Source organism: Canicola haemoglobinophilus (assembly GCF_002015075.1).
Lineage (GTDB): Bacteria > Pseudomonadota > Gammaproteobacteria > Enterobacterales > Pasteurellaceae > Canicola > Canicola haemoglobinophilus.
Map to the genome: position 1 here is coordinate 1 of NZ_MUXZ01000012.1, position 22,373 is coordinate 22,373.

Sequence of the window (22,373 nt, forward strand, 5' to 3'; positions counted from 1 at the left end):
CCCACAGATTGTCTGATAAGTTGTTAAAGAACAAAAAACAACGACACACTGTATTTTTCAAAACTTCACAACAGCGTGTCGTTGTGTGGTGCGCATTATAGGCATTTCGAAAATCTTTGCAAGCACTTTTTGCAAAAAATTTTAAGATTTTTGCTCATTGACGATTTATGTAGCAACTTTTGACTAAAAAGAAAACTATTTGCTTAATTTTCCTACTTCATCTAAGTGAAAATCTACTCGATTACGAAATTCAAGCGGATTTGAAATAAATGGGATTGGTGCTCCTGTCCCACCTGTTCCACGAACAATAACAGATCCAAATCCTAACATTCGTCCTAACACTCCTTGATGCACACCAATACTTTCGATTTTTTCCAAACGCAGTTCAACTGTACTACGACGAATAAACCCAAATTTAGCTATAATCCTTTTATTGGTTAATGCTAATTCTGTTGTTTTAACATTAATAAAAGAAATAATTAGGAATAAAAGCCCTATACCAACAGGTAATAAAATTATTCCTAAAATAATTCTCGTTAATTGTGACCACCAAGAAACTTGTGCTTGATAAATAACAGTTTCATCTTTTAATAAATTGTTTTGGATATAACTCATTATAAGCTCCTTATTGTTTACAAAAAGAGCTATATTAGAGCAAAAAAAAAACAATTCTCAAGTTTTATTATGCTTCTGCTAATATTAGCAAACGTTCAAATCCCCAAAAATCTAATACTTGTTGAAAAGATTGTACATGTTCAAAAGGTTGGGTACAAAAAATCAAATTTTTTTTCTGAATTTTTGACCGCACTTCCACATTAGCCAATAAAGATTGCACCCGTTTTGCAATTGCTTTGCCTGAATCCACGAAAAACTTCACTTGCGGTAAACACCATTCTATTTCCTCTTTGATTAAAGGAAAGTGAGTACAGCCTAGCACAACAGAATCCAGAGATTTCATCTCTTGCCATGGATTAAGCTCTTGTTTTAATGCATTAAGATCAACTGCACCGCCTCGTAATTTTTGCTCTGCGATTTCAACTAATTTCGTGCTACCGATTTTTTCAACGTTGCAATGATGAGCATAGGTTTCAATTAAATTGTTCACATAAGCTCTTTTTACAGTACCTTTTGTGGCAAGTAAGCCAATATGTTTTGTCTCGGATCTTTCCGCTGCAGGCTTAATAGCTGGCACAGTCCCTACAACAGGAATAGAAAAATGTTGACGTAATGAAGGTAAAACAACCGTACTTGCTGTATTACAAGCAATCACTATTAAATCCAGCGGATAATCTTGATTAATCTGCTGACAAATCTTCAAAGTGCGGTCAATAATGTCTTGCTCTTCCTTTTCTGAATAAGGAAAAAATGCGTTATCAAAACAATATAAGTAATGACAGTCTGGTAAAAGTTGCTTAGTTTCTTTATAAACACTAAATCCACCTACCCCAGAATCAAAGAATAAAATTGTTGGTTGTATGGAAGAGTTCATTAAAATTTTCCTAAATTTGACTGCTCTTTTTATACGATCCCTAACTGATGAAGATCCGTAAAATCCTAGCTAAGCATTAGTATAAATTTCTTTATTCTTAAGCCAGCGCTGAATAAGCTCATCTGCAAGCGCAGGCGATTGTGCAATTAATCGGCGAGCATAATGTTGAACTGTTGGTAACATTTTGCGATCTCGCATTAAATTCGCCACTTTAAATTCTGCAACGCCCGTTTGCTTAGTGCCTAAAACCTCGCCTGGTCCACGAATTTCTAAATCTTGTTCGGAAATAAAAAAACCATCTTGACTTGAACGCATCACTTCTAAGCGCTTTCTTGATACTTTACTTAAAGGTGATTTATACATTAAAACACAATAAGATGCCGTGCTACCTCGTCCTACTCGACCTCGTAACTGATGTAATTGTGCCAGTCCTAAACGCTCAGCATTTTCAATGATCATCAAACTGGCATTAGGCACATCAACACCAACTTCAATCACTGTTGTTGCCACTAATAAATCTAATTCCGCATTTTTAAATTGCATCATCACATCTTGCTTTTCGCTGGCTTTCATTCTGCCATGCACTAAACCAATCTTCAGCATAGGCAAGGCTTTTTGTAGATCTTCTGCGGTGCTTTCTGCGGCTTGGGCCTCTAATACTTCACTTTCATCAATCAAAGTACAAACCCAATACGCCTGACGTTTTTCATTTGCACAAGCATTATATACTCTTGCCACAATTTCAGCCCTACGCTCCTCTGATATGGCAATGGTTTGAATCGGTGTTCGTCCTGGCGGTAATTCATCAATAATTGAAGTATCTAAATCGGCATATACTGTCATCGCCAACGTACGAGGAATTGGTGTTGCTGTCATAATTAATTGATGAGGATAATTCCCTGCTCGATTTCCTTTCTCACGCAACATAAGACGTTGATGTACACCAAAACGATGTTGTTCATCGACAATAACTAAAGCTAAATCGGCAAATTCTACATCCTCTTGGAACAAAGCATGGGTTCCGACAACCATTTGCACATTGCCTTGTGCCATATCTTCTAAGATCGCTTGTCGAGATTTACCTTTTACCTTACCAGCTAACCAACCTACTTTTATCCCTAATGGCTCAAACCAGCGTTGAAAATTAGCGGCATGTTGCTCAGCTAAAATTTCCGTTGGTGCCATTAATGCCACTTGCTTGCCGTTGTCAATGGCAATAAGCGCAGCTAATGCAGCAACGAGCGTTTTACCCGATCCCACATCGCCTTGCACCAAACGCATCATTGGAAAAGAACGCCCTAAATCATGCTCTATTTCAGCCACAACTCTTTGTTGAGCATTTGTTGGTTGATATGGCAATAGTGCAAGAAACTCTTGTTTCAGTGCAGTTTGGTAATGTAAAGGTAAGGCTGAAAACTGTTGAGTTCCATACCGCACTTTTTGCATAGCAAGGTTATGTGCCAGTAGCTCTTCAAAAATTAAACGCAATTGTGCAGGATGTTTTCCTTGTTCTAATAGCTCCAAAGAAATATCTGGGGGTGGGCGATGTAAAATTTGGATAGCTTGTTTCAAACTAACCTGATGAGGATAAAATTCACTTGGCAATATTTCTGCTAATGGTATTTTTTCCAATAACGCCAAAGCTTGTTCTGTGAGCTTTCGTAAGGAATTTTGCTTTAACCCTTCCGTTGTTGAATAAATAGGCGTCAATGTTTCTTCTAACTGAATAGGCTCATTATCACGAATAATTTTATATTCTGGGTGATGAATTTCCGCCATAAATCGCCCGCGCTTTATCTCGCCAAAAGCTTTAACTCTAACGCCTACTTGAAAACTATTTTTCATACCTGCATTAAAATTAAAAAAGCGTAACGCAATTTTGGAAGTACCGTCAGAAAGTGTCACCATCAGAATAGGGCGGCGACCAAATTGAACATCACAAGTTTGCACCATTCCTTCAATAGTCGCATATTGATCAACACGAAGATCCATAATCGGCGTAATGCGAGTACGATCTTCATAACCTGTTGGTAAATGGAATAAAAGATCTTGTAAATTAAAAATGCCAATTCTGCCTAACTTTTCTGCTATTGCGGCACCAACACCAGATAGCGAGTTGACAGGAATGGCATCTAAGAATTGTGCGCTCATTAGTTATTAATGTTGCGTTCGACAGATAAAAATCCCGGCACAGTTTTGATCTTGCGCATAATTTGCTCTAAATGCTCGGTATTTTTCACTGTTAATAAAATCACAATTTGATATAGGCGGCCGTCTTGTTCTTCAGTCCAGATGCTATGAATTCGGCTATCTAAAGAAGAAATCATTGACATTAAATGAGGTAATGCGCCTTGTTGATTTAGTAATTCAATACGCAATTCTGTTTCAAACTCAATGGCAGTATCCTCATCTTCCCATTGCACCTGCATATAATATTCTGGATTATCTTTACGTTTTTTCAGGTTTGCGCAATCTTTATGATGAATAACAAGTCCTTTACCAGAACTGCTATAAGCTACGATTGGATCCCTAGGAATAGGATGGCAACACTGTGCAAAAGTAGTAGATAAGCCATCCGAACTTTTAATTTGCAATAATTCTGTATTATTCTCAGGATTTCCATCAGTATCAATTTTCAATGGCTCACCCACTAAACGATAAGCAATTGCGCCACTAATTTGATTACCGAAACCAATTTCCATGAGTAAATCATTGAAACTTGTTAATTTCAGTTCATCTAAAACTTCTTGCACAATGTGCGGTGGAATATCACTGAGTTTTTTTGGTAAAAGCGCATGTAATAACTGACGCTTACCGAGATTAATGGCTTCATCTGCACCGAGAGATTTCAATGCTTGGCGAATACTTGTACGCGCTTTGGCTGTAACTACAAAATTTAGCCAGCCAGAATTCGGTTTTGAATTTTCATCAACACTAATATCAATGGTTTGCCCTGAGTGCAATGCAAAAGAAAGCGGATAAGGTTTACGATCGACTGTTGCAGCTACACAATGATGTCCAACATCAGTATGAACGGCGTAAGCAAAATCTACCGCTGTTGCGCCTTTTGGTAACTCAATAATGCGACCTTTCGGGGTAAATACGTAGATCTCTTTAGGGAAGAACTCCGATTTCACGCTTTCAATAAACTCAAAGGAATTCCCCACGCTTTGTTGTAATTCAACGAGGCTTTGTAACCAACGTTGAGCACGAATTTGCGCAGTGGTACTGTCATTTCTTCCAGCTTGCTTATATGCCCAATGGGCTGCTACCCCCATTTCCGCCATTTGATCCATTTCTTCAGTACGGATTTGTACTTCCACTGGCACACCATGCGGTCCAATCATGGAACTGTGTAGAGATTGATAGCCATTGGCTTTAGGCACTGCAATATAATCTTTTACACGAGCAGGACGAGGCTTATACAAGCTGTGCATTTGCCCTAAAACACGATAGCAAGTATCAACATCATTTACGACCGCACGGAACGCATAAATATCCATAATGGAATGAAACTGCTGATCTTTCAGTTTCATTTTTTGATAAATAGCATATAAATGTTTTTCGCGCCCAAATACTCGCGCTTTTATGCCAACTTCTTCCAAACGCCCTTTAATTTCATCAGAAATACGCTGGATCATGTCTTTACGATTACCACGAGCAATTTGAATGACTTTTTTCAGCACTGCATAGCGTTGCGGATGCATTGCCTCAAAGCCAAGATCTTCTAATTCGGTTCGAATATGATCAATCCCTAAGCGATGAGCCAAAGGTGCATAAATCTCTAATGTTTCTTTCGCAATTCTTCTGCGTTTATCTGGTCGTAATGCTCCCAATGTCCGCATATTGTGAGTGCGGTCTGCAAGTTTGATTAACACCACGCGAATATCTTTGGTCATGGCTAAAATCATTTTGCGGAAGTTTTCCACTTCAGCCTCTTTGCGAGTACGGAATTTCAACTTATCTAATTTTGAAACCCCTTCCACAATTTCCGCTACACTTGCGCCAAATTCTTCTTTTAATTGTTCTTCGGTATAAGGCGTATCTTCGATAACATCATGTAATAATGCAGCCATTACCGCCTCATGATCCAAACGCATTTCGGCGATAATAGAAGCCACAGCAACAGGGTGAGTAATATAAGGTTCGCCACTAGAACGAAACTGTCCTTCATGCCCATCTCTTGCAATAACAAATGCACGTTTAACTAACTCAATTTGTTCAGCTGGCAAATAACCTTGAATAATTCGATGTAAACTTTCAAACAAATACATGAGATACCAACCTAAATTACTACCTTATAAAAACAAAACAGAAAGCGACCGCACTTTCTGTTTTACTCATCAATTACTCTGCAAATAATGAAATTGCACTTAATTCCGTATTTTCTTGCTGTAAAGATTCGTGACGTTCTTGAGCATTTAAAATATCGTTATTGATTAGACCTTTTTCAATCTCACGTAATGCAATCACTGTTGGCTTATCATTTTCTTCAGGAACCAAAGGTTCACGCACATGTAATTGCAATTGTCTTGCACGACGTGCCGCAGTCAAAATTAAATCAAAACGATTACCAATTTGTTCAACTGCGTCTTGTACAGTAACACGAGCCATAATTTACTCCACTAAAGTTTTGTGCTTATTAAAAATTTTCAAATACAAAAAGGGGAAATATAATACTAAACTCTCTTTTATTTTTCCAGCAGTTGCGCTATTAAAACCGCACTTTGTTTCTGTTGATAATCTAAAGTTAGGCGTTCCGTACGCAAAATACTGTTTAAATCCGCCAATGCTTGTTCAAAATTATCATTCACAATAACATAATCATATTCATCATAATGAGAGATTTCACTTATCGCTTTTGACATTCTTTCTGCAATCACCTCTTCGCTGTCTTGTCCTCGACCGATTAAACGGCGTTCTAATTCAGCTAATGACGGAGGAAGAATAAAGATACTTTTTACGCTTGGTACTTTTTGGCGAATTTGTTGAGCTCCTTGCCAATCAATATCTAAAAAGACATCAATTCCTTCAGCTAAATTTTTCTCAATTGCTGGCAACGAAGTACCATAATAATTACCACCAAATACCTTGGCATATTCCAAAAATGCACCTTGTGCAATCAAATCTTCAAATTGCTCAACAGAAACAAAATAATAATGAACACCTTCTTGCTCACTAGGGCGAGGTTGGCGCGTAGTATGTGAAACAGACACCATCATTTTATTGTTATTATCCTGAGCTAACAATGCAGAAATAAGTGAAGATTTTCCTGCTCCACTTGGCGCTGAGATAATATAAAGATTTCCTTGTGACATAGCTAATTCTCCAATAAGAAAAACGCTCTTCATTATGCCGATAAATCGATAAAAAATCAGCAAAAGTGCGGTCTTTTTTGTAAAAAATTTATCTTAAACACAAACAGATTTGCCCTATTTTAGCCCTTAGCTATAAATTTGATGTAGATCACAAAAAGTCTTCTGTGACGATTTTATTTTTTATCCTCTAGTTTCATCAAAAAAAGAAACCGTGCTATAATCCACCGCGGACACAAAATGAGAGTTAATCCATTCAGCTTTCATGTGTAACAGTTTTGTTTAACTTAAATTAAAGGTGAAAATCTTATGGCAATTAAAATTGGTATCAATGGTTTCGGTCGTATTGGTCGTATCGTATTCCGCGCAGCACAACATCGTGATGATATTGAAGTTGTAGGTATCAATGACTTAATCGATGTTGAATACATGGCTTACATGTTAAAATATGATTCAACTCACGGTCATTTCGATGGTACTGTAGAAGTTAAAGATGGTAACTTAGTAGTTAACGGCAAGGCTATTCGTGTAACTTCTGAGCGTGATCCAGCTAACTTAAAATGGAATGAAATTGGTGTTGATATTGCTGTTGAGGCAACTGGTTTATTCTTAGATGATACAAGCGCTCGTAAGCACATCACTGCTGGAGCGAAAAAAGTTGTTTTAACAGGTCCATCTAAAGATGCAACTCCAATGTTTGTTAAGGGTGTTAACTTCGATACTTATGCAGGTCAAGACATCGTTTCTAACGCATCTTGTACAACAAACTGCTTAGCGCCATTAGCTAAAGTAATCAATGACAAATTCGGTATCAAAGACGGTTTAATGACAACAGTTCACGCAACAACAGCAACTCAAAAAACTGTTGATGGTCCTTCTGCGAAAGACTGGCGTGGTGGTCGTGGTGCTGCTCAAAACATTATCCCTTCTTCAACTGGTGCAGCTAAAGCAGTTGGTAAAGTTATCCCTGCATTAAACGGCAAATTAACTGGTATGGCATTCCGCGTGCCAACTCCAAACGTTTCTGTTGTTGACTTAACTGTAAACTTAGAAAAACCAGCAACTTATGCTGAAATCTGTGCAGAAATCAAACGTGCATCTGAAAATGAAATGAAAGGCGTTTTAGGCTACACTGAGGACGCAGTAGTTTCTACAGACTTCAACGGTTGCACATTAACTTCTGTATTCGATGCTGCAGCAGGTATCGCATTAACAGATACTTTCGTTAAATTAGTATCTTGGTACGATAACGAAACTGGTTACTCAAACAAAGTATTAGATTTAGTTGCTCACGTATATAACTACAAAGGCTAATTAAAATCCTTACGCAAAAGACCGCTCTTTATGAGCGGTTTTTTATTCCCCAACAAAGTTCCCTTTCTTATCTGTTTAACTCACACTTGTTTACTCAATTTTAAATACACCCACCATTAATAACACAAGATTTTTTCATCTTCCCACTAGCATTTTATTTCCTAAAACATTATATTAGCGCACAAGTGTTAGCTAAAATAAGTTTTGTTCTAAAAGGAACACCGATAAATAAAGGAAATATAAAAATGAATACTCAACTAGATTTTCATTTTATTAATCGAGTTCGCCAACAATGCAAAAAACTCGAAAATCACACCGCACTTCGCTATCTTAAACAAGACAAATGGTTTGATATTTCTTGGGGTAAATTACAACAAAAAGTTGATCAACTGTCATTAGCACTCCTCACTCATAATATCCAAATCCAAGACAAAATTGGGATTTTTGCGCACAATATGCCACGCTGGACAATTGCGGACATTGCAACCTTACAAATTCGTGCCATTACGGTTCCCATTTACGCAACAAATACCGCTCAACAAGCAGAATTTATTATCAACAATGCGGATATGAAAATTCTATTTGTGGGCGACCAAGAACAATTTGATCAAAGTATAAGTATTATTGAAAATTGCCCGCAACTACAAAAAATTGTTGCGATGAAAGAAACCATTGATCTGAAAAATCATCCATTGGCATTAACTTGGCAAGAGTTTATTCAATCTGCACAAAATACACAGCAAACAGAATTAGAAAATCGTCTAAATACAAAACAACTTGATGACTTATTTACCATTATTTATACCTCTGGTACAACGGGAGAACCGAAAGGGGTAATGCTAGATTACAATAATCTTGCTCATCAACTTAAAGCTCATGATCAAGCTCTAAAACCTATTGATCATAATGATATTTCTCTTTCTTTCTTACCATTTTCACATATTTTTGAGCGAGCTTGGGTAGCCTATGTGCTACATCGTGGCGCAACAAATTGTTACATTGAAGATACAAATCAAGTGAGAATGGCATTAGGTGAAATTCGCCCAACCTTAATGTGCGCGGTACCAAGATTTTACGAAAAAATCTATACCGCAATTCATGACAAAGTTCAAAAAGCACCATTTTTCCACCAAGAGATATTTAACTGGGCAATGAAAATTGGACAGCAATATTTTGATCTGAAAACAGAGAAGAAACCAATTAATTGGTTACTCAAGAAAAAATATGCTTTAGCTAACAAACTAGTCTTATCTAAATTACGTCATTTACTTGGTGGTCGTATTCGTATGATGCCTTGTGGTGGAGCAAAACTGGAACCAGCTATTGGATTATTCTTCCACAGCATCGGTATCAACATCAAATTAGGTTATGGCATGACTGAAACCACCGCAACGGTTTCTTGTTGGAAAGACGATCATTTTGAGCCAAATTCTATTGGTGAACTGATGCCCGGTACTGAAGTAAAAATTGGTGAAAATAATGAAATCTTAGTGCGCGGTGGCATGGTTATGCGAGGTTATTATAAAAAACCAGAAGAAACTGCAAATGCCTTTACCTCAGATGGTTTCCTCAAAACAGGAGATGCTGGAGAATTTGATGCTCAGGGACATTTATATATTACCGATCGAATTAAAGAGCTAATGAAAACTTCAAACGGAAAATATATTGCACCTCAATATATTGAAGGAAAAATTGGTAAAGATAAATTTATTGAACAAATTGCAATCATTGCTGATGCGAAAAAATACGTGTCTGCTTTAATTGTGCCTTGCTTTGAAAGCTTGGAAGAATACGCAAAACAATTAAATATTAAATATCAAGATCGCATAGAATTAGTTAAAAATTCTGAAATCATTCAGATGTTTGAGAAACGTATTCATAAATTGCAAAAAGAACTACCAAGTTTTGAGCAAGTGAAAAAATTTACCCTATTACCACAAGCATTCACTACCGCAATGAATGAAATTACGCCCACTTTAAAATTGCGCCGTAAAGTGATTTTAGAACGTTATAAAAAACAAATTGAGGCAATGTATAAAGATAAAGCGAAAGTTTAAGCTAGAATACTCAGAATGAATTGATAATCTTAAATTAATCATTGCGCCTATTTTAATAGGTTTACCCTATGATAATTTTGAAACATTAATGGAGTAACTAGGCTATCCTATTTAAACTTATAAATAACCTGATTAGCCGATCCTCGCCAAATTAAGCTTGGATCGACTTTTTCTTGCTCAAACTTGCCATCAATTAAAACATCAATATAAGGCAACATTTTCTGTTGCAATTCATCAAGTTCGGACAATAAATAACCCGTCCATAACCAAATATCTTTATCAGGACATTCTCTCTTTACTCGCTGAACGAAGGGTAAAAGTGCGGTGACATTTTGCGGATGTAAAGGATCTCCGCCCGTTAGGCTCAAGCCTTGGCGGCAAATTCGAGTATCTTTTAAATCTCGAATAATTTGATCTTCCATTGCTTGATCAAATAACACGCCAGCCTTAAATGACCAACTTTTTTGGTTATAGCAACCTTTACAAGCATGAGAGCAACCGCTGACAAATAAAGTACAGCGAGTACCTTCGCCATTTACGATATCAACAGGATAATATTGCAGATAATTCATTGTCAGATAAAGTGCGGTCAAAAATGATAGGATTTTATACCGCACTTTTCTCCCTTCTATAAATGTTTTACTCGGCGTTTAACTTCTTCTTGCTTTCCAGCATTAAATGGACGTGCATCTGGGCTGCCTAAATAACCACAAACACGGCGTGTTACAGAAACTTTTTCGCTATCATGATTACCGCACTTAGGACAAGTAAAGCCCTTACTTGTGCAACTAAATTCACCGGTAAAGCCACATTCATAACATTCATCAATCGGCGTATTCGTCCCATAATAAGGCACTCGTTCATAAGCATAATCCCAGACATCTTCTAGAGCTTTCAAATTATGCTGAATATTTGGATATTCGCCGTAACAAATAAATCCGCCGCTCGCTAAAGGCGGATAAGGCATTTCAAAATCCAATTTATCGTAAGGATTGACTTTCTTCTCCACATCTAAATGATAGCTGTTGGTGTAATAGCCTTTATCTGTAACGCCTTCAACTACGCCAAATTGCTTAGTATCTAAACGACAAAAACGATCACATAAGTTTTCGCTTGGCGTTGAATATAAACTAAAGGCATAGCCAGTTTCTTCTTTCCATTGTGCTACTTTCTCACTCAAGAAGCGTACAATTTCAATACCTTTTTCACGTAGTTGTACATCATCATAAATATGCTTACCACCAAATAAAGCATTAATGGTTTCATGAATACCAATATAACCCAATGAAATAGAGGCTCTGCCGTTTTTAAAGATTTGTGCCACATTATCATCAGCTTTCAAGCGAACACCACAAGCCCCTTCCATATATAAAATAGGCGCTACTCTTGCTTTGGTATTTTCCAAACGAGCAATTCTGGTCATTAATGCTTTCTTAGCAATTTCTAACCGCTCTTTTAAAAGAGCATAAAATTGTTGCTCATCGCCTTTAGCTTCTAATGCAATGCGAGGTAAATTAAGGCTGACTACACCTAAATTATTGCGTCCATCATGAATTAATTGGTTATTTTCTTCGTAAGCCCCTAAAAAACTGCGACAACCCATTGGTGCTTTAAAAGAACCTGTCACTTCAACCACTCGTTCATAATTAAGAATATCTGGATACATACGTTTTGATGCACATTCTAAAGCCAGTTGCTTAATATCATAATTTGGATCTGCGGAATGTTGATTGACCCCTTTTTTAATCGTAAAGACTAATTTCGGGAAAACAGGAGTTTTGTGATTTTTACCTAACCCACGAATACGATTACGCAAAATTGACTGCTGAATTAACCGCTCTTGCCAACTTGTGCCTAAGCCAAAACCAAAGGTCACAAAAGGCGTTTGTCCATTTGATGTATGCAAGGTATTTACTTCATATTCCAAAGATTGAAAGGCATCAAAACATTCTTTTTCAATTAAAGTGCGGGCGTAATTTTCGGCGTTTTTAATATGCCATTGTTGTGCGGTTTTAAGTAGTTTTTCGTAACTCAACTGAACATAAGGGGCAAGTACTTCATCAATACGATTAATGGTTGTGCCACCATAAATATGACTTGCTACTTGAGCAATAATTTGTGCTGTAACGGCAGTTGCGGTGCCAATAGATTTCGGTGGCTCAATTTCTGCATTCCCCATTTTAAAGCCTTGGCTTAACATTCCCTTTAAGTCCACCAACATACAGTTAAACATGGGGAAAAATGGAGCGTAATCTAAATCATGATAATGAATTTCACCTTTTTCATGTGCTTCAACTACATCTTTTGGCAGAATGTAGCGTTTAGCATAATGCTTAGCCACAATACCAGCTAACAAATCACGCTGAGTTGGAATGACCTTAGCATCTTTATTGGCGTTCTCATTTAATAATTCCACATTACTTTGCTCAATTAAGCCTTCGATTTCCTGAGTTAAATTGCTACGTTTTTCTCTGGCTAAATCACGATCATGACGATACTCAATATAAGCTCGTGCCACCTGTGGATATTGGCTACTCATCAAATGATTTTCGACAATTTGTTGAATACGACTAATGTCAATTTCTTGCTGATGATGTGCAAAAATATCATCACAAACAAGTTGCCCCATTTTATGACAAAACATTTCATCTTGAATATTGACCGCACTTGCAGCTTTTTTGATAGCGTTGATGATGCGCTGTAGTTCAAAAGAAACTCGTGAACCATCACGCTTAATGACGAAGAATGACCCCATTTTGAATAACCTATATGTTGTGTTTGATAAAACCGAGCGACACTATATATAGATATTTTATATATTTCAACCACTATATATTGTGATATTTGTCAGATTATTCCCCATAAAAAAACTATAAAAGTTTAATTTTATTAATAAAAATCACACTTCATTATTGAGAATAATTATCAAATAAAAGTAATATTATTTGATTTAAATCAAATTAAAAACATAAAAAAATCCATCAACTCAAGGCTGACGGATAAATGTTATTCATTGCTCAATAAGCAAAATACTTTTGATTAAACCAACTAAGTGCGGTTTATCAGTTGCCAACTTTTATCGCTGTTAATATGTAAATATTGTTGATGATGCTTATGCAAAGTAGAACGATGTCCCACACTAATTAATGTTGTACAAGGCAATTTTGCCAACAACAAGCGGTACATTGCATCTTCAAGCCCTTCATCCATACTTGATGTCGCCTCATCAAGAAAAACAACCTTAGGTTTATGCAATAAAACTCGAGCAAAGGCTAAACGTTGCTGCTCGCCCAGAGATAACACTCTAGTCCAGTCATTTTCTATTTCAAGTTTATCAATAAGATGTGCCAAATGAACTTGTTGTAAAATATAGTTTACTTTATCAATCTCAACATCAACCGGAGCTAGTTCAGGGTAATAAAGCGCATCAATCAAACGCCCCTGCGGTAAATAAGCTTTTTGTGCTAAAAATAATGTTTCTTGTTGTGGACGATAAATTTTTCCTTCTGAGTAAGGCCATAATCTGCTGCGGTACGTAATAAAGTCGTCTTCCCAGCACCAGATTTACCTTGAATAAGCAAAGATGAACCTTGTTCAAGAGTTAAATTCAAATTTTTAATCAAGGTATTTCCATCAGGTGTATTAATATCTAAATGCTCAAATATAACCGAAGAAACATGGCTCTCAATATAGGTTTTAGATGGCTGGTTAGCGGCCTGAACTGCGCTATGAAATCCTGTAAGACGATCTAGTACTGCACGATAAGCAGCAAAATCATCATAGGAATTTCGATAAAAAGATAATGCAGATTGAACTTTACCAAAAGCTTGTGAAGTTTGAATTAAATCACCTAGCTTAATTTGTCCAGCAAAATAACGAGCGGCTTGAATAATAAATGGAAAAATAACAGAGACTTGCGATACCACTAAGTTAAAACCAGATAGTTTCAAAGTGCGGTAAATTATTTGCCATAAATTACCAATAACTTTGTCAAATTGGCGTAGTAGCATTGATTTTTCCATATTTTCGCCACGATAAAAGGCAATACTTTCCGCATATTCTTTTAAACGAATTAAGGAATAACGGTAATTCGCATTTAAGCGCTCATTAGCAAAGTTTAATTGAATTAATGGTCGCCCAATTCTAAAGGCAATCACACTACTTACTAATACATAGATAAAGACTAAAAATACCATCATATGTGGGATTTCATAGCCCATGATTTCCATAGGCCCGGATAAATCCCATAGAATAATGGTAAAAGCAACTAAAGAAACAGTTGAAGAAATCACACCAGTGGCAAAGGTCAAAGAATTAGAAATATAGGCATCAATATCTTGCTGAATACGTTGGTCAGGGTTATCCAACTGATTTTCTAAGTACTGCGTTTTATAATAGGACTGGTTGCCAGACCATTTATCTAACATTTCATTATTGAGCCAAATCCGCCATTTAATTTTAAAATGTTGAGAAATATAGTAAGTCAATAAAACATTAAACACATGCACCGCTGCTAAAAGCGAGAAAACTATCATTTGCTGCCAAAATCCTGCCACATTCATTTCTTGTAGTGCGTCATACATAGATTTATACCAATGAGAAAATAAAATATCTAACCGCACTGACAACAAATTAAAAAAGACAATGACCCAAAAATAGCTAAGAGGTATAAGGCTGCGGCTTGGTGATAAATAACTTTGTGCCAATAACCAGAACTGATGTCCCCATCTCGTTGTTTTTGTTAAGAAATATAAAATTAAAGAGAAAACTAAGCTAGTTATCGCCAAACTTTTTGCGATCCAAAGCAATGAGGTAAAAAGTTCTTCTGACCAATTCATTTTTGTTTTCAAAACCTCTTATAAAAGGATTAAATAAAATTCAATTTTGTTCAAATATTGTTAATAAAAACCATAACTTAATCAAGAAAAATGTGATAAATATGGCATTTTTTAGATTTTTATCGTTTTTTTAAAATAGAGATTGATATAATTCCAATTAGTTATTTTTTGATATTTAAAGAGGTTAATATGGGTGATATTGCTATCACAATTTGTATCTTAGCCCTGGTTGCAGTTGTTGGTCTGTGGATAGGGCATTGGAAAATACGAGGTGTCGGTTTAGGCATCGGGGGGGGTATTATTTGGAGGGATTATTGTTGCTCATTTTATGAACCAAAATGGAATAAAATTGGACGCGCATACCCTACATTTTATTCAAGAGTTTGGTTTGATCCTATTTGTCTACACTATTGGTATTCAAGTGGGCCCAGGTTTTTTCGCATCCCTACGCTCTGCAGGCCTAAAACTTAATGGTTTAGCCGCATTAATCGTTGCGCTTGGAGCCGTCAGTGTATTTGTTCTATATAAAGTTGCCGATGTGGATCTTGATATTATTCTCGGGATCTATTCAGGTGCGGTAACAAACACCCCATCTTTAGGTGCTGGTCAACAAATTCTTACTGAATTAGGCGTAGAAAATGCTAATAGCACTATGGGTATGGCATATGCCATGGCCTATCCTTTCGGGATTTGCGGTATCTTACTTAGCATGTGGCTTATTCGTTTATTCTTTAAAATCAAAGTTGAAGAAGAAGATAAACAATTCCAAAAAGCGAGTGGGCAAGATAAAGAAAGCTTGATGGCGATTAATGTCAGAGTCACTAACCCAAATTTGAATGGATTACGCTTAATCGAGATTCCTAGTTTTGATAATAAAGATGTCGTCTGCTCTCGCTTAAAACGCCAAGAAAATATTAGTGTCCCTAGTGCTGATACGGTAATCGTACTCGATGATGTATTACATTTAGTCGGTGAAATTAATGCGTTGAAAAAGATGAAATTAGTGATAGGTGAAGAAATTGACATGCCAATGGATCACCTAGCTGGAGATCTTCGTTCTGAACGCATTGTTGTGACTAACGAAAAAGTGCTTGGCAAACGTATTAAACACTTGGGAATCCATAAAAAATATGGGGTCGTGATTTCACGCCTAAATCGTTCTGGTGTAGAGTTAGTTCCAACAGCCAATACCGTATTACAATTTGGTGATGTGCTACATATTGTAGGGGCAGGCGATACAATCGGGAATGTAACCTCAATTATCGGCAATGCTCAACAAAAACTACAACAGGTTCAAATGTTGCCTGTCTTTATTGGAATTGGATTAGGTGTCCTATTAGGTTCAATCCCATTCTATGTTCCAGGATTCCCTGTAGCCTTAAAATTAGGTCTAGCAGGAGGTCCATTAGTGGTTTCGCTCATTCTTGCGCGTATTGGTAGCATCGGTAAGCTCTATTGGTTTCTGCCACCGAGTGCAAACCTAGCCTTACGTGAAATCGGTATTGTTTTATTCTTAGCGGTTGTGGGATTAAAATCTGGCGGCGGATTTGTGGATACTTTAGTCAATGGTCCCGGATTAGAATGGATGGGATATGGTATGTTTATTACCTTCATTCCACTTATGATTACAGGCATCATAGCTCGCTTATACATGAAACTAAACTACCTCAGTTTATGTGGTTTACTTGCAGGTTCGATGACAGATCCTCCAGCACTTGCTTTTGCTAATGCAATTAAAGAGGATAGCGGTATTGCGGCTTTATCTTATGCAACAGTTTACCCACTTTCTATGTTCCTACGGATCATGTCGCCACAACTGCTTGCAATCCTACTTTGGACTGCAATGTAAGAAATTATTACAGCATAAACCGCACTTTAAAGAGGATAAATAAAGTGCGGTTTGTTTTTGTAAAGTTTTAAGGTGACAGCTTGAAAAAGCATATTTTTTCGGTATAATTTGCCACCTTACTAAATTGCCCTCGGGCGTAATATTAACAACACTCGGTGCCAAATTCAGTTTTGGAGAGCGGAGTGGCTTCAAATAGAGGTTTTCCTATGAAACAAGGTATTCATCCTGAATATAAAGAAATTACTGCAACTTGCTCTTGCGGTAATGTAATCAAAACTCGCTCAACTGTGGGTAAAGACTTAAACTTGGACGTATGTGGCAACTGCCACCCATTCTATACTGGTAAACAACGTGTTGTTGATACTGGTGGTCGTGTAGAACGTTTCAACAAACGCTTCAACATTCCAAGTACAAAATAATCAAAAAGTAAAAAGAGTGGAGAACCTGATAATTCTCCACTCTTTTTTACTACCTAAGGTTGCAAACAAAATTGTTATGACAAACTTTGCAAAATATTCAAAACCATCTCTGAAGATTGTTTAGCTGCCAAAGGTAAAAACTCTTCAAAAGACATACTTGCCTCGCCATCTCCTGCATCAGAAATAGCTCGCACAACGACAAAAGGAATGTTGAATTTATGGCATACTTGTGCAATTGCTGTTGCTTCCATTTCAATCGCGACAACCTCTGGGAAATCTGCTTTAATTTGAGTTAATTTTTCTGCACTATTAATAAAACTATCACCAGAACAAATCAACCCAGAAGTCACATTAATCCCCTGTTGTTCAGCCACATTTGTCACAAGTGTGGTCAGTTTTGAATCAGAAATAAAGGCTGGAGGGCAAGCGGGCAATTGACCTTTCTCATAACCAAAAGCGGTCACATCCGCATCATGATAAATAGTCTGAGTAGAAACTACTATATCGCCCACTTTTAAACCCGAAGAAACGCCACCTGCAGAACCCGTATTGATGAGCACATCTGGTTTAGCGATTTGCAATAATAAAGTTGCGCCCATTGCAGCAGCGACTTTACCAATACCAGATTGCAATAAAGCGACCTCTTTCCCTTGAATTTGTCCTTGATAAATAGTGCAACCCGCAATCTCAAGCACTGTTTTATTTTCTATTAAACTGGCTAAAATCTCGACTTCTTGCGCCATGGCGCCGACAATACCCACTTTCATTTCACACTCTCTAATTGAATTTTATGAATTAAAAAATCAAGTACCGCAAAACTATAATCATCGTTATATAAAGTACTTGCAGTTAAGACATATTTACCATTAATAATCACATAAGGATAAGTAAATACACCATATTCTTCGGTCATTTTGATTGCACCTAAAACACTTTCACGCACAGGAACTGAAGAATAAATTTTCTGAAATTGTTGTATATCAATTTCTTGTTCAGCTAACCAAGCTAGCAAATGACTAAATTGGGATAATTCTGTATAACGTTTTTTCTCCGCACTTTCAAATAGCAATTTATTTGATACATCCTCTGCTTGCATACTTTGTAGCGTATAAAAAATGTTAGCTGATACATTCGACTCTGCTGTGGCAACTGGATATTCTCTTAAAATAACTTTTTCTTGATTGAGTTGACTGTATAAATTCAATATGTCTTGTGCCGCTGAACAAACTCGACAATCATAATCAAAGAAAAATTGAATAAGCACTTTGCCATTTTTTAAAGCTGGCAAATAAAGTGGCGATTGATAAGAAAAATAGTCTTTGCCATCTTGAAACTCTGGTTGTTCCCATTCCTCTGTTGCATTTAGCGTAGGAAAGTCTCGCTCATTGTGAGCAAAAGCAAATGAGCTTATCAATAAAGAGAACAACAAATAAAAAGAATAGCGCATATAACTTTAATGATCTAAAGGCTCAATATAATCTACCAACAATTGAATGTTACGATTTCCGCGAAACTCATTCACATCTAATTTATAGGCTAATTTTGCCTGTTTTATGGAAAAGTCCGGATAGTACGCTGTATCAATATTAAATGCAATGGCATCAAGTAAAGGTCCACCCCGTTTAGGTTCAACCATCATTTTTAAATGTTTTTCGCCCACAAGACGCTGCTGCAAAATAGTAAATTCACCATCAAAACTTGGCTCAGGAAATCCCTGTCCCCAAGGACCAGCTTGACGAAGTAATTCTGCAGTTTCTAAATTAAAAAATTCCGTTCCTAGCTGACCATCAGTCCAAATAATGCCTTGTAATTGATCTTCTTTTAGCCATTCTTCCACAGTTTGCACAAAGGCTTGCTGAAATTGTGTAAATAATTCCTCACGAATACTCAAACCAGCCGCCATGACATGACCACCAAATTTTAAAATCATATCAGGATAGCGTGAATGAATACGCTCTAACACATCACGCATATGCAAGCCTTCGATAGAACGGGCAGAGCCCTTTAAAATCCCAGCTTGATCTTGTGCAAATGCGATAGTTGGGCGATGGAATTTATCTTTAATACGAGATGCCAAAATCCCCAGCACACCTTGATGCCAATCAGCCTGATATAATACGATGCCAAGTGGAGGTTGATGAGAAAGTGCGGTCAAATTTCGGCAAATTTCTAAGGCTTCTAATTTCATGCCTTGTTCAATTTCTTTTCGTGTTTGGTTTAAGCTATCCAATTCAAAGGCCAAAGAGCGAGCACTTTGCATATCATCAGCTAATAACAACTCAACACCAACAGACATATTATCCAAACGTCCAGCGGCATTTAATCTTGGTCCAATAGAAAAACCTAAATCAGAAGCCGTAAACTGGCTAATATTACGATTAGCAATTTCAGCTAAAGCACGAATCCCCGGTCGGCAATGTTCAGCGCGAATTCTCGCTAAACCTTGATAAGCTAAAATTCGATTGTTTTGGTCAAGAGGAACTACATCAGAAATAGTACCAAGTGCTACTAAATCTAATAAATCGGTAAAATTTGGTTGAGTTTGTGCAGTAAAAACACCTAACCCACGCAATTTTGCCCGTAATGCCAACATGACATAAAAAGCAACGCCCACACCAGCAAGCGATTTGGAAGGAAATTCACATTGTGCAAGGTTTGGATTAACAATGGCATCTGCGCAAGGTAGCGTTTCTGGCGGTAAATGATGATCTGTGATCAATACTTTCACCCCTAAATTTTTTAAGAACTCTACCCCTTCAAAAGAAGATACGCCATTGTCGACAGTAATTAACAACTCAACATTTTTTTCTAAGGCTAATTTAGCCACATCAACACTTAAGCCATAACCCTGTTCAAAGCGATTAGGCACTAAATAATCAACATCAGTAAACCCTAGTTGACGTAGCGCAAGCACGGTAAGAGCGGTGCTTGTTGCACCATCTGCATCAAAATCGCCGACAATGACAATCTTCTGTTGTTTTTCTCGAGCTTGTAGCAATAAATCCACCGCACTTTCAATGCCATGTAGCAAATGAGGGGCTAACATGGATTGCAAAGTGCGGTCTAATTGTTGTGAGTTTTGAATTTGACGAGCACGATAAATGCGATCTAATAAGGGGTGTTCACAAACCGGCTCCCCTTTAACAATATCGCGCTGCTGAATAAGCTTATTCACGAGTTTCTAATGCTTGTAATAATTTTGTAGGTTCTAAATATCCACCAATTAATTCACCACTTTCAGTGACAATACTTGGTGTGCCACGGACACCAAATTGAACACCAAGTTCATAATGCTTTTTGATCATATTTGGCGTTTTTAATTCTTTCGGTAAATGACCTTTTTCCGCTTCATCTAAGGCAAAAACAGGATCTTGCGAAGTCCAAATCGCTTCCATTTGTTTCGCTGTATTATTATTTAAACCTGAGCGTGGAAATGCTAAATAACGAACAGTAATACCTAAATCATTGTATTCTTTCATTTGTTTATGTAGCAGATGACAGTAATGGCAAGTAATATCCATAAATACCGTTACCACATGTTTCTCGTTCTTAGCTGGATAAACAATCATTTCATTTTCTAAATTATTTAATTTATCTAGTAAAGCTTTGCTCGTTAAATCCGTTACTCCTTTATCAGTAATTTCATATAACGAACCTTGTAAAAGATATTTACCATCTTCCGAAATATAGAAAACACCTTTGTCGCTTAAAACAGTTTTTATGTTTTGGATAGGAGAATCTGTAATTTTTACATCAGAAACACCTAATTTTTGTAAATTGTTACTAATAGCAGCGTTATCTGCTGTGGCAAAAGTTGATATTGCTATAGCTAAACTTGTGATTAAAAATTTTTTCATTTCGAGTTCCTAATTTTTGCTAAAAAAACGGGCGAAATTCTAACATAAATCCTTTGTACAATCTAACCCAACAACTACCCAAAATAGTCAAAATAGCTTATAATCCAGCGCTTGTTATCATTAGGAATAAGCTATGTTTGAAATTAATCCGATAAAAAATAAATTAATCGATCTCACTGAGCGTACAAATATGCTTAGGGGGTATCTTTGACTTTGGTGCTAAAGTTGAGCGTTTAGAAGAGGTCAATGCCGAGCTTGAACAACCTGATGTTTGGAATGAACCTGAAAAAGCACAAGCTTTAGGAAAAGAGCGGTCGAATTTAGAAATTGTTGTGAATACGATAAAGACCCTTGAGCAAGGGGTTGAAGATGTTGAAGGCTTATTAGAATTGGCAATTGAAGCCGAAGATGAAACCACCTTCAACGAAGCTATTGCAGAAGCTGAAGAACTAGAACAAAAACTTGCCTCACTTGAATTCCGTCGCATGTTTAGCGGACAACATGATAGCTGCGATTGCTATGTAGATTTACAAGCAGGCTCAGGTGGCACAGAAGCACAAGATTGGACTGAAATGTTACTGCGTATGTATTTACGTTGGGCAGAAAGCAAAGGCTTTAAAACCGAATTAGTGGAAGTGTCTGATGGTGATGTAGCAGGGCTAAAATCGGCTACCGTGCGTGTTTCTGGCGAATATGCTTTTGGCTGGTTAAGAACAGAAACGGGCATTCACCGCTTAGTGCGTAAAAGTCCTTTTGACTCCAACAATCGCCGCCACACCTCGTTTGCCGCCGCCTTCGTTTATCCTGAAATTGATGATGATATTGAGATAGAAATTAATCCCGCAGATTTGCGGATTGATGTTTATCGTGCCTCAGGCGCTGGTGGACAGCACGTGAACAAAACCGAAAGTGCGGTGCGAATTACTCATATTCCTAGCGGTATTGTCGTACAGTGCCAAAATGAACGCTCACAACATCAAAATAAGGATCAGGCCATGAAACAGTTAAAAGCAAAACTGTATGAAATGGAAATGATGAAGAAAAATGCCGACAAACAAGCAATGGAAGACAGTAAATCTGATATTGGTTGGGGTAGCCAAATCCGTTCTTATGTATTAGATGATTCTCGTATCAAAGATTTACGTACCGGCGTTGAAAATCGTAATACGCAAGCTGTATTAGATGGTGATTTAGATCGTTTTATTGAGGCTAGCTTAAAAGCTGGGCTATAAAGA

16 protein-coding genes and 2 pseudogenes are annotated in these 22,373 nt (G+C 37.1%); 5 read left to right on the forward strand and 13 right to left on the reverse strand.

Annotated features, from left to right (window positions below):
* Window positions 1-195: 195 nt before the first annotated feature.
* The 6 genes from B0186_RS05015 to gmk form a co-directional block, all read right to left on the reverse strand.
* Entirely contained in the window at window positions 196-615 is a 420-nt protein-coding gene (locus B0186_RS05015) for a PH domain-containing protein (RefSeq protein ID WP_235817182.1), read from the reverse strand.
* Window positions 616-682: 67 nt separating this feature from the next.
* On the reverse strand, window positions 683-1,489 hold the full coding sequence (murI, locus tag B0186_RS05020) for a glutamate racemase (RefSeq protein WP_078218298.1): 807 nt from the start codon (window positions 1,487-1,489) through the stop codon (window positions 683-685).
* 69 nt (window positions 1,490-1,558) lie between these two features.
* Window positions 1,559-3,640 carry an ATP-dependent DNA helicase RecG gene (gene recG / locus B0186_RS05025; RefSeq protein WP_078218299.1) on the reverse strand — a complete coding sequence of 694 codons (2,082 nt, stop codon included), beginning with the start codon at window positions 3,638-3,640 and terminating at the stop codon, window positions 1,559-1,561.
* Window positions 3,640-5,763 (reverse strand): bifunctional GTP diphosphokinase/guanosine-3',5'-bis pyrophosphate 3'-pyrophosphohydrolase, encoded by a 2,124-nt coding sequence (gene spoT, locus B0186_RS05030; RefSeq protein WP_078218300.1) that lies wholly within the window; start codon window positions 5,761-5,763, stop codon window positions 3,640-3,642. The genes recG and spoT overlap by 1 nt, the downstream gene beginning before the upstream one ends.
* 73 nt (window positions 5,764-5,836) lie before the next feature.
* Window positions 5,837-6,103, reverse strand: a complete 267-nt coding sequence (rpoZ, locus tag B0186_RS05035; protein ID WP_078218301.1) for a DNA-directed RNA polymerase subunit omega — start codon at window positions 6,101-6,103, stop codon at window positions 5,837-5,839.
* Between the two features lie 77 nt (window positions 6,104-6,180).
* On the reverse strand, window positions 6,181-6,807 hold the full coding sequence (gene gmk / locus B0186_RS05040; RefSeq protein WP_078218302.1) for a guanylate kinase: 627 nt from the start codon (window positions 6,805-6,807) through the stop codon (window positions 6,181-6,183).
* A 306-nt stretch (window positions 6,808-7,113) separates the two neighbouring features.
* Between gmk and gap the strand changes: the two genes are divergently transcribed.
* The gene (gap, locus tag B0186_RS05045) at window positions 7,114-8,118 is read left to right on the forward strand and encodes a type I glyceraldehyde-3-phosphate dehydrogenase (protein WP_078218303.1); all 1,005 of its coding nucleotides are present in this window, start codon (window positions 7,114-7,116) and stop codon (window positions 8,116-8,118) included.
* 245 nt (window positions 8,119-8,363) lie between these two features.
* Window positions 8,364-10,175 (forward strand): AMP-dependent synthetase/ligase, encoded by a 1,812-nt coding sequence (locus B0186_RS05050; RefSeq protein WP_078218304.1) that lies wholly within the window; start codon window positions 8,364-8,366, stop codon window positions 10,173-10,175.
* 107 nt (window positions 10,176-10,282) lie between these two features.
* Here B0186_RS05050 and nrdG read toward each other — a convergent pair whose 3' ends face one another.
* From nrdG to B0186_RS05065, 3 genes and pseudogenes are all read right to left on the reverse strand, one after another.
* Complete coding sequence (gene nrdG / locus B0186_RS05055) at window positions 10,283-10,747, reverse strand: anaerobic ribonucleoside-triphosphate reductase-activating protein (protein ID WP_078218350.1); 465 nt, start codon at window positions 10,745-10,747, stop codon at window positions 10,283-10,285.
* Between the two features lie 56 nt (window positions 10,748-10,803).
* Window positions 10,804-12,930, reverse strand: a complete 2,127-nt coding sequence (gene nrdD / locus B0186_RS05060; protein WP_078218305.1) for an anaerobic ribonucleoside-triphosphate reductase — start codon at window positions 12,928-12,930, stop codon at window positions 10,804-10,806.
* A gap of 293 nt (window positions 12,931-13,223) precedes the next feature.
* Window positions 13,224-15,013 (reverse strand): annotated as a pseudogene (locus B0186_RS05065) (ABC transporter ATP-binding protein/permease).
* A 189-nt stretch (window positions 15,014-15,202) separates the two neighbouring features.
* On the opposite strand from B0186_RS05065, the pseudogene B0186_RS05070 reads away from it, so the two are divergent.
* Both B0186_RS05070 and rpmE read left to right on the forward strand, forming a co-directional pair.
* Window positions 15,203-16,862: pseudogene (locus tag B0186_RS05070) on the forward strand (putative transporter).
* 206 nt (window positions 16,863-17,068) lie between these two features.
* Entirely contained in the window at window positions 17,069-17,281 is a 213-nt protein-coding gene (gene rpmE, locus B0186_RS05075) for a 50S ribosomal protein L31 (protein WP_078218351.1), read from the forward strand.
* A gap of 74 nt (window positions 17,282-17,355) precedes the next feature.
* On the opposite strand, the gene mtnN is transcribed toward rpmE, so the two are convergent.
* The 4 genes from mtnN to dsbC are packed head-to-tail and all read right to left on the reverse strand — an operon-like array spanning window position 17,356 to window position 21,138.
* Window positions 17,356-18,048, reverse strand: a complete 693-nt coding sequence (mtnN, locus tag B0186_RS05080) for a 5'-methylthioadenosine/S-adenosylhomocysteine nucleosidase (protein WP_078218306.1) — start codon at window positions 18,046-18,048, stop codon at window positions 17,356-17,358.
* A complete protein-coding gene (locus B0186_RS05085; protein ID WP_078218307.1) occupies window positions 18,045-18,728 on the reverse strand; it encodes a thiol:disulfide interchange protein DsbA/DsbL in 684 nt (227 codons plus the stop codon). The genes mtnN and B0186_RS05085 overlap by 4 nt, the downstream gene beginning before the upstream one ends.
* 6 nt (window positions 18,729-18,734) lie before the next feature.
* The gene (recJ, locus tag B0186_RS05090) at window positions 18,735-20,456 is read right to left on the reverse strand and encodes a single-stranded-DNA-specific exonuclease RecJ (protein ID WP_078218308.1); all 1,722 of its coding nucleotides are present in this window, start codon (window positions 20,454-20,456) and stop codon (window positions 18,735-18,737) included.
* Window positions 20,449-21,138, reverse strand: coding sequence for a bifunctional protein-disulfide isomerase/oxidoreductase DsbC (gene dsbC, locus B0186_RS05095; RefSeq protein WP_078218309.1), 690 nt, complete (start codon window positions 21,136-21,138; stop codon window positions 20,449-20,451). Before dsbC ends, recJ begins: the two co-directional genes overlap by 8 nt.
* A 133-nt stretch (window positions 21,139-21,271) precedes the next feature.
* Here dsbC and prfB point away from each other — a divergent pair.
* A protein-coding gene (gene prfB / locus B0186_RS05100) for a peptide chain release factor 2 (protein ID WP_115252372.1) occupies window positions 21,272-22,370 on the forward strand; the annotation gives its coding sequence in 2 pieces (ribosomal slippage) (window positions 21,272-21,346 and window positions 21,348-22,370; 1,098 coding nt in all).
* Window positions 22,371-22,373 lie beyond the last annotated feature (3 nt).